At 63.0% G+C, this 14,333-nt stretch carries 13 protein-coding genes; 8 read left to right on the top strand and 5 right to left on the bottom strand.

Annotated elements, in window-relative coordinates; all coding sequences use genetic code 11:
- Positions 1 to 153 precede the first annotated feature (153 nt).
- Both VLU25_15910 and VLU25_15905 read left to right on the top strand, forming a co-directional pair.
- Positions 154 to 2,601, top strand: a complete 2,448-nt coding sequence (locus VLU25_15910; protein HSR69422.1) for an ADOP family duplicated permease — start codon at positions 154 to 156, stop codon at positions 2,599 to 2,601.
- Positions 2,602 to 2,741: 140 nt separating this feature from the next.
- Positions 2,742 to 4,478, top strand: coding sequence for an amidohydrolase (locus VLU25_15905; protein ID HSR69421.1), 1,737 nt, complete (start codon positions 2,742 to 2,744; stop codon positions 4,476 to 4,478).
- A 7-nt stretch (positions 4,479 to 4,485) separates the two neighbouring features.
- Here VLU25_15905 and VLU25_15900 read toward each other — a convergent pair whose 3' ends face one another.
- Positions 4,486 to 4,962 (bottom strand): SRPBCC family protein, encoded by a 477-nt coding sequence (locus tag VLU25_15900; protein ID HSR69420.1) that lies wholly within the window; start codon positions 4,960 to 4,962, stop codon positions 4,486 to 4,488.
- Between the two features lie 130 nt (positions 4,963 to 5,092).
- On the opposite strand from VLU25_15900, the gene speA reads away from it, so the two are divergent.
- From speA to VLU25_15880, 4 genes are all read left to right on the top strand, one after another.
- The gene (speA, locus tag VLU25_15895) at positions 5,093 to 7,024 is read left to right on the top strand and encodes a biosynthetic arginine decarboxylase (GenBank protein ID HSR69419.1); all 1,932 of its coding nucleotides are present in this window, start codon (positions 5,093 to 5,095) and stop codon (positions 7,022 to 7,024) included.
- A gap of 81 nt (positions 7,025 to 7,105) precedes the next feature.
- Positions 7,106 to 7,708, top strand: coding sequence for a Panacea domain-containing protein (locus VLU25_15890; GenBank protein ID HSR69418.1), 603 nt, complete (start codon positions 7,106 to 7,108; stop codon positions 7,706 to 7,708).
- The gene (locus tag VLU25_15885) at positions 7,689 to 8,138 is read left to right on the top strand and encodes a hypothetical protein (GenBank protein HSR69417.1); all 450 of its coding nucleotides are present in this window, start codon (positions 7,689 to 7,691) and stop codon (positions 8,136 to 8,138) included. Before VLU25_15890 ends, VLU25_15885 begins: the two co-directional genes overlap by 20 nt.
- Positions 8,139 to 8,177: 39 nt before the next feature.
- The gene (locus VLU25_15880) at positions 8,178 to 8,858 is read left to right on the top strand and encodes a DUF72 domain-containing protein (protein HSR69416.1); all 681 of its coding nucleotides are present in this window, start codon (positions 8,178 to 8,180) and stop codon (positions 8,856 to 8,858) included.
- 6 nt (positions 8,859 to 8,864) lie between these two features.
- On the opposite strand, the gene VLU25_15875 is transcribed toward VLU25_15880, so the two are convergent.
- Both VLU25_15875 and VLU25_15870 read right to left on the bottom strand, forming a co-directional pair.
- The gene (locus tag VLU25_15875) at positions 8,865 to 9,962 is read right to left on the bottom strand and encodes an arginase (protein ID HSR69415.1); all 1,098 of its coding nucleotides are present in this window, start codon (positions 9,960 to 9,962) and stop codon (positions 8,865 to 8,867) included.
- A gap of 15 nt (positions 9,963 to 9,977) precedes the next feature.
- Complete coding sequence (locus VLU25_15870; protein HSR69414.1) at positions 9,978 to 10,670, bottom strand: inorganic diphosphatase; 693 nt, start codon at positions 10,668 to 10,670, stop codon at positions 9,978 to 9,980.
- 156 nt (positions 10,671 to 10,826) lie between these two features.
- Between VLU25_15870 and VLU25_15865 the strand changes: the two genes are divergently transcribed.
- Entirely contained in the window at positions 10,827 to 11,831 is a 1,005-nt protein-coding gene (locus VLU25_15865; protein HSR69413.1) for a hypothetical protein, read from the top strand.
- Between the two features lie 63 nt (positions 11,832 to 11,894).
- Positions 11,895 to 12,323 carry a DoxX family protein gene (locus tag VLU25_15860; GenBank protein ID HSR69412.1) on the top strand — a complete coding sequence of 143 codons (429 nt, stop codon included), beginning with the start codon at positions 11,895 to 11,897 and terminating at the stop codon, positions 12,321 to 12,323.
- Here the strand turns inward: VLU25_15860 and arcC are convergent.
- Positions 12,310 to 13,224: a carbamate kinase gene (gene arcC / locus VLU25_15855; protein HSR69411.1), complete on the bottom strand. Its 915-nt coding sequence runs from the start codon at positions 13,222 to 13,224 to the stop codon at positions 12,310 to 12,312. The two genes, VLU25_15860 and arcC, sit on opposite strands and share 14 nt — an antisense overlap.
- On the bottom strand, positions 13,224 to 14,168 hold the full coding sequence (gene argF / locus VLU25_15850) for an ornithine carbamoyltransferase (GenBank protein ID HSR69410.1): 945 nt from the start codon (positions 14,166 to 14,168) through the stop codon (positions 13,224 to 13,226). Before argF ends, arcC begins: the two co-directional genes overlap by 1 nt.
- Between the last annotated feature and the right edge of the window lie 165 nt (positions 14,169 to 14,333).

Here is a 14,333-nt window from a genome sequence, read left to right as displayed (position 1 = left end):
CAGACCCACAGCCCCACCCAGCCAATCATCAGCATCCTGAATCTCTGCACTTTGCCTCCGCTTCCTCGACTTGCACAAACCGTAAGCACTTATGAAATAATTGGCCGGCGACTAAGCATTCTTACCACACGTCGGGGGGGGACAGGAGGAGTAGTGTCGAATCTTTCCCGACAAGTGCGTCTGTCCCTGCGTCGCCTGCGCAGACATCCTGGGTTCACGGTGGGCGTCCTGGCTATCGTGGCCTTGGCTACCGGAGTCTGCGCCGCCATCCTGGCCATTGCCGACGCCACCCTTTTCAGAGCCTTGCCCTATCCCGACCCTGAGCGGCTGGTTTTTCTGCACGAAAACGTCAAGGGCAGCGGATTCAACGCCGCCTCTTATCCCAACCTGCAAGACTGGCGCGATCACAGCACCGCTTTCCAGGACATCGCCTTCTTCGCCGACTGGCGTCATGTCACGGTCAGCGGCGACTTCGAGCCGCTGCGCGCCCGCGCCAATTTCGTGACCTCGAACTACTTCGAGCTGCTGGGAGCGCAACCGGCCTATGGAGAGACATTCGACTCCTCCTCAGACCGATTTCCTGGAGCGCCCAAGCTGGCTGTGGTCAGCCACGGCTTCTGGCAGACGCGCCTGGGGGGACGTCCTCAGGCGGTGGACTCGGTTATCCATCTTAACGGAGAGCCCTTCACGGTCGTGGCAATCATGTCCCCGGCCTTCAGCGACCTGGCCGAGGTCAACCATCCCACCGACGTCTGGTTGCCGCTGGCCACCCACGCCGAGCTCTTCGGCATCCACACCCTGCAAAGGCGCACCGCGCGCTGGATCTTCGGCATCGGACGCCTCAAGCCCGGTGCCTCCATGGACGAGGCGCGCCAGGACCTGGCCCGCGTAGCGCAGCGGCTGGAGCAGGAATTCCCCGACAGCAACAAGGACTTCGGCGTCACGGTGGTGCCTCTGCGCCGATATTTTTTCGGCCTCTATAACGACTTGCTCACGCCGGTGAGAGCGCTCATGGCGGCCTCGCTGCTGGTTTTGCTGGTGGCCCTTTTCAACGTGCTTCATCTGGTCATGCTGCGGATCTCCCAGCAGGAATCGGAGCTGGCCTTGCGACTGGCCCTGGGTGCGGGCTTGAAACAGCTCTTCAGCCGCTCGCTGATCGAACTGGTGCTGCTCATGCTGGCGGGAGTAGCGGCGGGATTGCTGCTGGCGGTGCTGTGCGTCCGATTGCTGGCCTCCATCAGTCCCATCGAGTTCCCGGGCTTTGTCGACCTGCAGCCTTCGATGCGGGTCTTCTCGGGGGCGGCTTTGGCCGGCCTGGGAGCTGCCTTGGTGCTGGCGCTGACCTCGGTGCTGCTCTACCGCAGCAAAGATCTGAGCACCCGCCTGCTGTCAGGAAGCCGCGGGGGAGCGCCCTCTTATCGCCAGATCCTGCAAAAAGGCCTGGTGGTCAGCGAGATCGCTCTCACCGGGGTCTTGCTGATCGGCATGGGTCTGATGGGAAGGAGCCTGCTGCTTCTCAATTCTTCGCCGCTGGGCTTCCAGCCGCAAGACGTCATGACGCTGCGGGTTGAACTGAGAGGCTCTGATTACTCGGAGCCTTCCCAGCGGGCCAACTTCGCCAGGGAGCTGCAGCGCCGGACTCAGGCGCAAGCCGACGTCCGCTCGGCTTGGATCTGGTCGGCCTCCATGCCGGGGTACGCCTATCGGACCATCGACCTCTACGACGAAGCGCAGGCCGAGGCCGAGGAGCGCGAATTGGTTCGCGGCTTTCAGCATCACGTCTGGCCATCGGCTCTTCAACAAATGGGCATCCCCCTGCTGCGGGGCCGCTATCTGACCCCGCAGGACCGCCAGGACAGCCTGACGGTGGCGCTGGTCAGCCAATCGATGGCCGAGGACGCATGGCCTGGCCAGAGTCCGCTGGGGAAGCGGTTCAAGTGGCGCACCCGCTCAGAAATCGACTGGGTTACGGTGGTGGGCGTGGTAGGCGACGCCAAGATGAGGGGACGCCTCGATTCCAGCAATACCCGCGAGGTCTATTTTCCCTACCTGCAGACGCTTCCGCCCGAGGTGATCCTGATGGCCCACAGCCAGGCCGAGGCGGGCACCCTCTTGCCCCGGCTGCGCCAGGTTGTGCGCGACCTGGACGGCGATCTGCCGGTTTTCGAGCCTGTCCTCCTGTCGGACTTCATCGACCGCGAGCAGCGTACGCTGCGGGCCGCCGTGGTGCTCTTCGGGCTCTTCGCGGCCTTGGCCGCCGTGCTGGCCGCCATCGGGGTATTCGCCATCCTCTCCTACTGGACCAGCCTGCGCAGGCGCGAGATCGGCATCCGCCTGGCTTTGGGAGCCCATCCGCGTGAGTTGGTCCTGTGGGTTACCGCCAAAGGGGTGCGCTTGAGCCTGCTGGGCGCCCTCCTGGGCCTGGCCGGGGCCATGGCCGCCGCCCGTTGGCTTGAGAACATGGTCTTCGGGATCACAGCCCGCGACCCCCTCTCCTACCTGGTCGCGCTGGGCTTTTTGTGCCTCCTGGCCGGGCTGGCCTGCTGGCTGGCCGCCCGCCGAGCCCACAGCGTGGAACCCGCCGCAACACTCAAAGTGTAGCGAGCGACCTCATACCGCCGAGGGCAACTGAGCCTTCACCGCGGTCGCTGAAACTTGACCCGTGTGTCAACTTGTTGGCCACCTAGTGGCCCTAGCCGTGGCGGATGCGGGACGATGGGGGATAGGCTAGTATGACGTCCATGAGAAATCCCCGACTGTGGACGGCGCTCTTGTGGGTCCTGCTGGCGGTTTCCTGCTCATCGCAGCGGGCGCCGGAAGCGGACTTGATCTTGCACAACGGCGACTTTTGGACGGCCGACGATTCCAAGCCGCGGGCCCGGGCCGTGGCCATGCTGGACGGGCGCATCGTGGCGGTGGGGTCGGATGATGAGGTGATGGCTCATCGGGGCGACTCGACCCAGGTCGTCGACCTGGAGGGGGCCTTCGCCCTGCCGGCCTTCAACGACAACCACGTCCACTTCGCCTCGGCGGCGCGCTTCCAGGAATTCAACATCATGCGCACCTCGACCCAGGACGAGTTCGTCGAGAGGGTCGAGGAGGTGGTCTCCACCCTCGATCCCGACGAATGGATGATGGGCGGATACTGGGGGGCTTACGATCAATGGGCCGAGGGCAGCGCCGGGGGGAGTTCTCGTGAACCCTTCGCGCCCGACATGCGGCTGGTCGATGACATCAGCGCCCGCCACCCCATCTTCATCCGCAAGTTCGACAACAGCCAGTTCGCCGCCAACCGCAAGGCGCTGGAGATGGCCGGCCTCGATCCCGACCGTCCTCGGGCCGAGGGGGTGGAGTTTCTGCGCGACGCCCAAGGCTACACGGGAGTCTTCGAAGGCGAGGGAGCGGCGCGGCTCTTCCGAGACAAGATCCCCGCCGAGTTCAGCCGCAAGCGCCGCATCGCCCAGACCAAGAACGCCTTCCGCCAAATCGTCCGCCACGGGGTCAGCAACGTTTCCGACATGAGCGACGAGATCCAGCTCGAGATCTACCGCGAGTTGCGGGAAGCCGGTCAACTCGACGTGCGCATCCACTTCCGCTATCCGCTGGACGAATGGAAGAAGCTGGCCGACCAGGGCATTGAAATCGGCTCGGGCGACGAATGGATCCGCCTCGGATCGCTGAAAGGGCACATCGACGGCATCATGGGCACTTCCACGGCCCGTTTCTTCGAGCCTTACACCCACGACCCGGACAGCCGCGGACGCTGGCGCCGCCTGATGGTGGACGACCAGGGCAACTTCGTGGAAGGCAAGTTCCTGCAATACATGCTGGACGCCGACAAGGCCAACCTTCAACTCACCGTCCATGCCATCGGCGACGAAGCCAACCACCTGCTGCTCGACTACCTGGAGGAACTGCGCCGCCAGAACGGCCAGAAGGACCGCCGCTTCCGCCTGGTCCACGCCCAGGTCATCGCGCCGGACGACTTCCCTCGGTTAGGCGAACTGGGCGTGGTGGCCGAAGTCCAGCCCTTTCATCTCAGCGACGACATGCGCTGGATGGAGGAACGCATCGGACATGAACGCAGCAAAGGCGCCTACGCCTTCAAGACGATCCAGGAAAACGGCGGGCTGCTTTGCTTCGGCACCGATTGGCCGGGCACCTCGGCGGCTGAATATCCCATCGATCCTATGCTGGGCCTCTACGCCGCCGTCACCCGCCAGACCATCACCGGGCAGCCGCCGGGCGGATGGTTCCCCGAGGAGCGGATCTCGATGGAGGAGGCTCTCAAGGCCTACACCTACAACACCGCCTACGCCAACTTCGAAGAGGACGTGAAGGGTTCGCTGACGCCCGGAAAGGTGGCCGACATCGCCGTCCTCTCTCTGGATCTGCTGGAGATCGACCCCTCCAGGATCCTCGACACTGAAGTCCTCTACACCGTCATCGGAGGAAGGTTCGCCTACCGGCGCGACTGACACCCGCTCAAGACGCCTTGGCCTGCGGGCGCCGGTCGCGGGCTGGAAAGATCTTTTTCAGTTGCGCCTGGCGATACTCGAAGATGCTCTCCACGTCCCGGCGCACCAGCAGCTTGTCGACGATCCAGCCTCCCCAGAGGGCGTAGCGCACCCGGTCGCGGCAAACAGTGCCTCCATCTTTCTCCTCGAAGGTGTGCTCGTGGATCCACTGGCGGTAGGGTCCCCTGAGCTGCTCGTCCGTGAAGCGATGAGGAGGCTCCCAGGCAGTGATCTCGCTGCGCCAGCGCATGGGGATCTTGCGCACGCGCAGCTTGTAGTCGATCACCGTTCCCTCCCCCATCTTGATGGGAGTGGGCGTAAGAATTTCAAAATTCATGGTATCGGGAGTCAAGCGATGCAGATTGGCGGCGTCGGCGAAGAAGGGGAAGATCTCCTCGGGCTGGTAGGGCAGCCAGAGCTCTTTCTCGATTTTGAATTCTCTCATGCTTTCCTTTCCACTCGAGGACCCGTAGCAGCAGACGCGCTCTCGCGGAAAGGGTTTCGAACCCGCTTACGCAGATGAAGATTTGCCAAAGCGCGGCTTGCGTTAGAATAGAGCCGTTTTGAAGACGACACTGGAAGCACATCAGCAATGGACGCTGGAAGAGGCCCGCAAAGTCTACCGCATCGAGGACTGGGGGGCCGGCTTCTTCAGCATCAACGAGGCCGGCAACGTACAGGTAGACCCCCACCAGGACGGCCGCAAGATCGACCTCAAGGAACTGGTCGACGAGATCCAGCGCAAGGGCATGGCGCTGCCTGTGATGCTGCGTTTCTCCAACATCCTGCAAAAGCGCATCGAGGACATCCATCAGGCCTTCAGCCAGTCGTCCCAAGAATACGGCTACCAGGGACGCTATTTCACCGTCTACCCCATCAAGGTCAACCAGCAGCGTCAGGTGGTGCAGGAAATCGTCCGCTTCGGACGCTCTTTCGACATGGGCCTGGAGGCCGGTTCCAAGCCCGAACTGCATGCCGTCCTGGCCATGCAGGACAATCCCGACGGGCTGATCATCTGCAACGGCTACAAAGACGAAGCCTACATCCGCATGGCCCTGATCGGGCAAAAGCTGGACCGGCGCATCTTCATCGTGGTGGAAAAGCCCAGCGAACTGGAGACCATCTTGCGCTTGTCCTCAGACCTCGACATCCACCCTCAAATCGGGCTTCGGGTCAAGCTTTCCTCCTGCGGCAGCGGAATGTGGCAGTCCTCGGGAGGCGAACTCTCCAAGTTCGGCCTGACCGTGACCGAGATCCTGGACGCAGTCGAGCTGGCCGGCTCCAGAGGCATGCTGGACAGCATCAAGCTGCTTCACTTCCACCTGGGAAGCCAGATCACAGACATTTCCTCCATTGCCGAGAGCCTCAAGGAAGTTTCACGCTTTTACTCCGAACTGCATAAGGCGGGTTGTGAGATCGAGTTCGTGGACGTGGGCGGCGGTCTGGGAGTCGACTACGACGGATCGCGCTCCAGCGCCCCTTCTTCGGTCAACTACACCATCAAAGACTACGCCGATACCATCGTCTCGGCCCTGAGCGAGATCTGCCGCGAGCAGGATCTGCCTCATCCCAACATCGTCTCCGAGTCGGGACGGGCCTTGACGGCCCATCATTCCCTGCTCGTCATGGACGTGCTGGAAGCCACCTCGCCGCCCCTCTGGAAGCAGCAACCGCAGCTTTCACAGCGCGAAGACCCGGCTCTCTTCACCCTGCGGCGCATCCTGGGGGAACTGAGCGTCCACAATGCGCTGGAAAGCTGGCGCGAGGCCGTTCGGGTCAAGGAAGAGGTGCTGGAGCACTTCAAGAGCGGGCGCACGGGACTCTCGGAAAGGGCCAAGTGCGAACAGCTATTCTGGACCATCGCCCGGCGCGTCTACAGCCTGCTTCCCGATATCGAGGGCGGCGAAGAGGTGGCCGACTTGAAGGAGCGTCTTTCCGACAAGTACTTCTGCAACTTCTCGCTCTTTCAATCGCTGCCCGATTCCTGGGCCATCAATCAGATCTTTCCCTTGATGCCTATCCATCGCCTGAATGAGTGTCCCGACCGGGAGGCGACCCTGCAGGACATCACCTGCGATTCCGACGGCAAGGTCGAGCGCTTTATCGGCGATCCCGCCTGGCTGGGCGAACAGCTCGGCACCCCGACTCTGCCCGTGCACAGCTTTCCACCCGACGACCCTTACCTGATCGGAGTTTTCCTGATCGGAGCCTACCAGGAGATCCTGGGCGACCTGCACAACCTCTTCGGCGACACCAACGCCGTCCACGTCTCCCTCAACCAGGACGGCACTTACAGCTTCGAGGAATTCATCCACGGCGAGAACGTGCAGGAAGTGCTCGATTACGTGCAGTTCGAGGCCGCCGACCTGCTGGAGCGCATTTCCAAACTGCTGGGCATCGGCCTGGGCAAGGGCCTCATCGAGCCCGCCGAGGCGGAAGAAATGATGACCCTCTACCGGAAGGGATTGAGCGGCTATACCTACCTTGTAGGTGAAGAGGTCGAGTAGACCGGGCGCTCCTACCGCCAAAAGTTGCAATCCGGGCTGTTTTTGACAGCGCTCCCTGGTAGACTTCCGTTCGGAGGCAACGTGGAGGATTCGTCGCAGATACGATTCGGCTTTCGCTTCAAGAAGTTCTTGGCCGCGCTGCAGTACGTGGCCAGCCGCCGGGAATTGAGCACGCTCGAGGTGAGCAAGGTGCTCTTTTACGCCGACAAGCACCACCTGACCCGCTACGGACGTCCTGTTACCGGCGATGCCTACGTGGCCATGCTCAACGGTCCCGTGCCTTCTTCGGCTTACGATTGGCTCAAGAACGCGGCCAAGGCCTCGCGGCAGGGCCTGCGCATGGCCGGGGACGCCAACCTGCACCGCCTCTTGCAGGCCGTCGAGGTGCGTCCGGAAAGGACCTACGCTTTCTTCTCGGCCGCCCGCTTCGAGATGGAAGACTGGCTCTCCGACTCCGACCGCGAAGCTCTGGAGCGGGGGCTCAAGGAGTGCCAAGGGCTGAGCGTGGGCCAACTCATCGACAAGAGCCACAAGGAGGAGGCCTGGAAAAAAGCCGACCAGAACGGGCGAATGGACCTTCGCCTGCTCTTCGACCTCGACGACCCCGAGCAGCGCAACTTGCTGGAATTGCTATGTGAAGACCAAGAAGCGGAGGATTATCTCGATGGGATTACGGATGCGTGACCTTCAGTCTGAACTGCTGCGTACGCCGCAGGCTCTCAGGAGCGGCTCGGTGTGGCGTCTGCCGGAAGCCGTCAAGAAAGGCGCTTCTGTTTACAAGTACTGTATCCACCTGGGAATCTTCCAAGGGTATTGCCTTTATCTCCTCACCACCTCCCGCGGCGACAAGATACCGGCGGTTCTGCGCCATGAATGCCTGTGCATCAAGGCCCGTTCCTACCCCTTCTGGCCCCGCGATACCTGGATCGACTGCCGCGAGATCCGTCATCGCCGCCAACATGTCTTCCGGCGCCTGGTCGTCAAAGACCCGCGCAGCCGCTATTGCGGCCTCCTCACCGCCAAGCACCTGGCCGCCATCCGCAGCATCCTGGCCTCTTCGCGCTTCCTGCCCCGGCTGGAGCGGCGCATCGTCTTGCACTGCCTGGATCGTTGACCGTTGCCGAAGCGAGGGCCGAGAGTCTAAGATGAGGGCATGATCTACGTCGGCACGTCAGGGTTTGCCTACAAGGAATGGAAGGGCAGCTTTTATCCCGATGATCTGCCCCAGAAGGATTTCTTGCGCTACTACAGCCAACAGCTTACCACCACCGAGATCAACGCCACTTTCTACCGCTCTCCCTCCGCAAAGACCGTGGCCCAATGGAAGGAGCAGGTTCCCGATTCCTTCCGCTTCACCCTCAAGATGAACCGCCGGGTCACCCACAACAAGCGCCTTCAGGACGTAGAAGAAAACCTGCAATGGTTCCTCAAGGGAGCCGCCCCGCTGAAGGAGCAGTTGGGCTGCGTGCTGGTGCAGCTTCCTCCCTGGTTCAAGCGCGACGTGGACAGGCTGCGAGAGTTCATCGAGGTCGCTCCCAGCCAGTGGCGGATGGCCTTCGAGTTCCGTCACGAGACCTGGTACTGCGACGAGACCTACCAGGCATTGAGAGACGCCAACCAAACCCTGGCCGTAGTGGAAACCGACGACCAGGAGGCGGTGAGAGAGCTGACGGGCCCCATGGTCTACGTCAGGCTGAGGAGCAGCCAATACGCCCCCGGCCAGATGGAAGATTGGGCCGAGTGGCTGGGCGGACTCGACCGCGACGCTTTCGTCTACTTCAAGCACGAAGGCCAAGCTCCCGTGCTGGCGCACAAGCTTCTGCAAATGGTGTGAGCGTCCCTAGTCGCCCGGCCAGGGGAAGGACTCGTCGTAGAGGACTTCTTCGCCCAGAAAAGCGGTCAGCAGGCGGGCGGCCAGGTGAGCCGTCCGTCCGTGCTCGTCGAGGGTGGGATTGACCTCGACCAGATCGAACGAGCATACCCGTATTCCCACCTGGGGCAGCCAGTCGCGCAGCAGTTTGAGCACCAGATCAGCCTCGCGGAAGCTCATGCCGCCGGGGACGCGGGTCCCGGTTCCCGGCACCAGGACCGCCTCCAGGCAATCGATGTCGAAGGAAATATGCAGCTCTTCGATGCCTTGCGCCAGCATGTGCTTGACGGCCCGGTGCACGCACTCGGTGACGCCGTGGAACTCGAGCTGGCGCGAGGAGATGCAGCAGACCTTGTCGCGGTGGAGCCATTCCCGCTCCTCCCGGTCGATGTCCCGCACCCCCAGGCAGACCACGTTCTGAGGGGAGACGAAATTCTGCTTCTCGTAGAGCTCCAGAAGCTTGGTCTCGCCGTACCCGCAGGCCACAGCCACCGACATGCCGTGGATGTGCCCGCTGAAGGTGGTGCCGTTGCGGTTGCTCTTCTCGGCGGGTCCGGGACGGTGCCAACGGTCGTATTCGTCCTCGCCGAAGCGTTCGCCCAGATAGCCGGTGTGGTAGTCGGAGTGGGAATCGATCCAGAGCAGGCCGAGTTTCTTGTCGGGACGCGCCTTGCGCACTCCGGCGATGGTGCCGATGGCTACCGAATGATCGCCTCCCAGCACCAGAGGCAGGATCGGGTCCTGGGGATTCTCGCTTAGCACCTCGGCCACTTTCTCGCGCAGGCGGCGGCAGATCTCGCGCACGGCCGGCAAGTGCTGGATGGTCTCATATTCCCCCGTATCCTGGGCATCGCCCGGCGCCGCCGGCTCGATCTCCTCCGACTTCTCGTCCAGCCAGTAGCGGAAGGGCACCCGAGTCGACTTGGAGGTGGCGTCGAGCTGGAAATCGGCGATGCGGTCGCGCGTCAGGCGCTCCACCGAATGGGGACCCAACTCCAGTCCGGGAAAGTTATTGGCGCCCCTCCCCACGGGGACTCGGATGATGCGGGCTCTTTGGGACTCTGACATAAAGCGGTCCTTTTCTTAGGGTTGCTGAGGCCTTTCGTCCTCTTCTTGAGAGGGCTCGGCCGACGGCTGAGGGACTCCATTCTCGGGATTGGCCTGACGGTAAGCCGACATCGCCTGCCGAAGCATGGCGGTCGCTTCCTCGACTCCCGCCAGCCCTTCGGAAACCATGGTGGCGGGCCCTTTGTAGTTGGCGAACCAGGTTTCTACGACCTGTCCCGTCCCGGGAAAATCTCTCTCCAGCTCCGGCAAATCACCCACCTCGCCCAGGGGTGTGCCCGGCAGCACGGCCAGCAGTTTGTCGTCGCGCTCTCCACCGTCCAGCAGCCGCAGCACTCCGATGAGGCGGACGGCCACGACCGTGCCGCGGTTGAGAGCCGGCGACAACACGACCACATCGAGCGGATCGCCGTCTCCGCCGGATTGGGCCGGAAGCAGCGTCTGCGGAACCATGCCGTAGTTGGCGGGATAGGGAAGGTAGTGGACGATGCGATAACCTTCTCCCTGGCGCTCCCAGTGGAGGTTGCCGCTGTTTTTTTCGACCTCCCACTTGGCCGAAGTCCCCGCCGGAATCTCGATCACGGCGTTGACCGTGCCGTCGGGATTGAGTGCCGGATAGCCGTGCAGAAAATGGCGCTCTCCTTCCACCACGTCGGGGCCGCCTTGCAGGCTCACCGGCTCCTGAGGCGCGCAAGCCAGCAGCGTCGCCATCAACGCCGGCAAGACCCCCCTCCAGGGACCTGTCGACTGACCGGATCTGGCTGGAGATGAAAAGTGTGACCTCATACGGCCTGGAAAAGTCTAAACGATCCGCCGCCCGCTTGGAAGAGGACAGAGAGATTACAGAGAGAGCAGCTCTGAGGCACAATGACTGCAATGAACCGTCCCGACGGGCAGAGGGCGCTGGACATTTATGGCGAGGCCGCCGCGGCCCTGGGCATCGAGCTGCGCCTGCTGGACCAGGACTCGAAGATCCTGGGTGAATTGATTCGGGGCCATCAGCGGCGCTACATCCTGGCCGGGCACATCCCTCTCAACGAATCGCTGTCGACGCGGCTGGCCGACGACAAGTTTTACAGCGGACTGCTGCTCGGGCGCCACGGGATCTCCGTGCCTAAAAACGTGCGCTGCCTGCGTCCCGGACACTTCACGAGCCATCGCTTCGGGTTGCAGGAAGGCTGGCGTCACGCAATCGGCTTCGCCCGCCATGAAGGCTATCCGGTAGTCGTCAAGCCCAACACGCTGTGCGGAGGTCAGTTGGTTTCAGTGGCGGAGGACGAAGAGCAAATCCGCCAAGCGCTGCGAGAGATCTGGCACTACGACGGCCTGGCGCTGGTCCAGCAGCGCGTGCCGGGGGTGGACATCCGGCTCGACTTCCTGGATGACGAGTTCCTCATCGGCTACAGCCGATTGCCGCTGGTCGTACAGGGTGACGGACGCTCCACCATCCGCCGCCTGGCCGAGCGGAAAGACCGCCGCTACGCCTCCGACCTCATCTGGAAGGAAGCCCCCAACTTTCCCGATTGGAAACGCCAGGTCCTGTCGCGGGGATGGGACGAGCAAACCGTTCTGCCCCGCGGGCAGAGCCTGCGATTGGGAGGCGACATCCTCAACCTGCGCCGTTTCGCCCTGGGCGGCATCATCACCGATCCCTCCCGGCCCTGGATCGAAATCGGGCGCCGCATCGCCGGCATTCTCAACCTGCGCCACCTGGGGATCGACTTCCGCGTCCCCTCTCTGCAAGCCGAACCGGAAGAGGCTGTGGTGGTCGACGTCAATCCCCGTCCCGGCCTCACCCAGATCTACCGCCTCGGCCACCGCCGGGAAGTGCTGGAGGCCGGCAAACGCGTCCTCACCGCCGTCTTCGGGTGAGAGGCCCGGAGGGCTGAAGGGTACCGCGAGGACGAAGCATGTCGGCTTTGCTAGACTTCCGCCATGAACGGACAATGCTGGGCTCGCTTTTTCTGTCGTGTGATGCTGGGCATCATCTTTCTCATGGCTGGGTGGTTCAAGTGTTTCACCATGGGCCCGATGGGGCATGCCGAGCGCCTCTTCACGGGACCCTACGCCGATAGCTGGATTCCTCATTTTCTCCTGCTGGCCACCGGAGCGGCCATTCCCGTGGTGGAACTGCTGGCCGGACTCATGCTGGTGATCGGATTCCGCACCCGCGAGGCTCTTATCGCCCTGGGAATGATCCTGCTGCTGGTCACTTACGGACACCTGCTCAAGGAACCGCTCTTTTCCATCATCGACCACATCTTTCCCAGAACGGTGCTGATGGTGGCGGTCTTCCTCATTCCGGCCGAAGCGGACCGCTGGTCGCTCGACTATTGGCTGGCAAGCCGGGTCAGCAGCACTTGAAGACCGTGCCAGACTCTCCCCGCAGGATGGCGGCCGCCTCGGTCAAGGCGCCGATTCCGGCCATCCGTCCAGGACGGCCTCCGTTCTGGACGAAGCGGCAGGCGGCTTCCACCTTGGGACCCATGGAGCCGGAGGCGAATTGGGACGGGTCGATCTGCTGGGGGGTGACGCGGCGGATGGCCTGCTGATCGTCCTGGCCCCAGTTGCGGTAGACGGCGTCCACATCGGTGAGCATGAGCAGGGCGTCGGCCTCCAGGTCGGCCGCCAACAGGGCCGAGGCCCGGTCCTTGTCCACCACCGCCTCCACACCACGAATCGCTCCGCTTTCGTCGATGGCCACGGGGATTCCTCCTCCTCCCGCGCACACCACCAGCACTCCGTGCTCCACCAGCAAGCGAATGGTGGGCAGTTCCACGATTCTGAGGGGAGCGGGCGAGGGCACGACGCGGCGGTACTTCTGACCGTCCTTCTTGAGCGTCCATCCGCGGTTCTTGCGCAGGCGCTCGGCTTCCTCTTCCTCATAGAGGGGCCCCACGAACTTGGACGGGTCCCGGAAAGCGGGGTCATGGGCGTCCACCACCGTCTGGGTCAGCAGGGTGGCGATCTGGCGGTCGGGCAGGTCGTTGTCGAGTTCCTGCTCGATGAGATAGCCGATCATGCCTTCGCTTTCCGCACCCAGTACATCCAGCGGATAGGGCTCGACCTCGCCGTAGGCGATGGACTGCAAGGCCAGCAGCCCCACCTGGGGACCGTTGCCGTGGGTCACCACCACCTCATGTCGGCGGGCGATCTCGGCCACGGCCTCGGCCGCCAGACTGACGTTCTGCTTCTGCAGGTGGGCTTCCGCCTGCTGGTCGCGGCGCAGCAGGGCATTGCCTCCCAAAGCGATTACCACTCGCATCAGCGGGCGCCTCCCCGGCCCTCGAGACGCTGCTCCACCAATCCGTAAATGATGGACATGGCCGTGTGCAGCCGGTTCTCGGCCTGATCGAATACCACCGAGCGGGGACCGTCCACCACCTCGGCGCTGACCTCCTCTCCCCGATGATCGGGCAGGCAGTGCATGAAGATGGCGTCCGGCTTGGCCCCGGAAAAGAGCTCTTCGTTGACCTGGTAGGGCCCCAGCGCCTGGAGGCGCGCCTGGCGCTCTTCTTCGGGGTCGCCCATCGACAGCCATACGTCCGTGTAGAGGGCGTCGGCTCCTCCTGCCGCCTCCTTGGGGTCTTCGGTCACCATCAGAGTGCAGCCGCTTTCTTCGGCAAGTTCCTGGATGCGCTCCACCTCCCCCTCATCGATGCCGTAGCCCGGCGGACTGGCGATGGCGATATCGCATCCGCTTATCGCGCAGGCTTCCATGAGGCTGCCGGCGACATTGTTGCCGTCGCCCAGGTAGGCCAGCTTGAGCCGGTCGAGATCTCCTTTCTTCTCGCGCAGCGTCATCAGATCGGCCACGCTCTGACAGGGGTGGTGCCTGTCGGTCAGCGCATTGACGACCGGAATGGAGGCCCATCGGGCAAAGGTGTGAACCTCCTCATCGCTGAAGGTGCGGATGATGAAGGCCCGCGAGAAACGGCTGATGACGCGGGCCGTGTCTTCGATGGTCTCCCCGCGTCCTAATTGCAGGTCGTTGGGACCCATCATGATGGGAACGCCTCCCAAGCGCACGACCGCCGTTTCCATTGAGATGCGGGTGCGCGTTGAGGGCTTGTTGAAATAGAGCGAGACCGACTCGTTCTGCAGTTCGGTTCGGTGCTGATAGGGCTGCGACTTGAAACGGTCGGCCATGTCGAGCAGCAGGCGCAGGTCTCGCCGGGTCAAATCGGCGGTTTTGAGAAAATCCTTCATAGCCGTTGATCTAGCAATCGCCGTTCCAGCCGCCGTCGCTGCCAACTCGCCTGCGACTGGGTCTAATGCCCCAGGTAGAAGTCCGGCAGCGGCTCAAAAGACCCCCTCCCCGTTTGTTTACAAAATTTTCAACCGGCATTAGAATTGCCTTCAGCCAGTGGTAGG

The organism is Acidobacteriota bacterium (assembly GCA_035471785.1).
Classification (GTDB): Bacteria; Acidobacteriota; UBA6911; order RPQK01; family DATIPO01; genus JANQFM01.
This window is presented reverse-complemented; position numbering and strand designations above follow the sequence as displayed.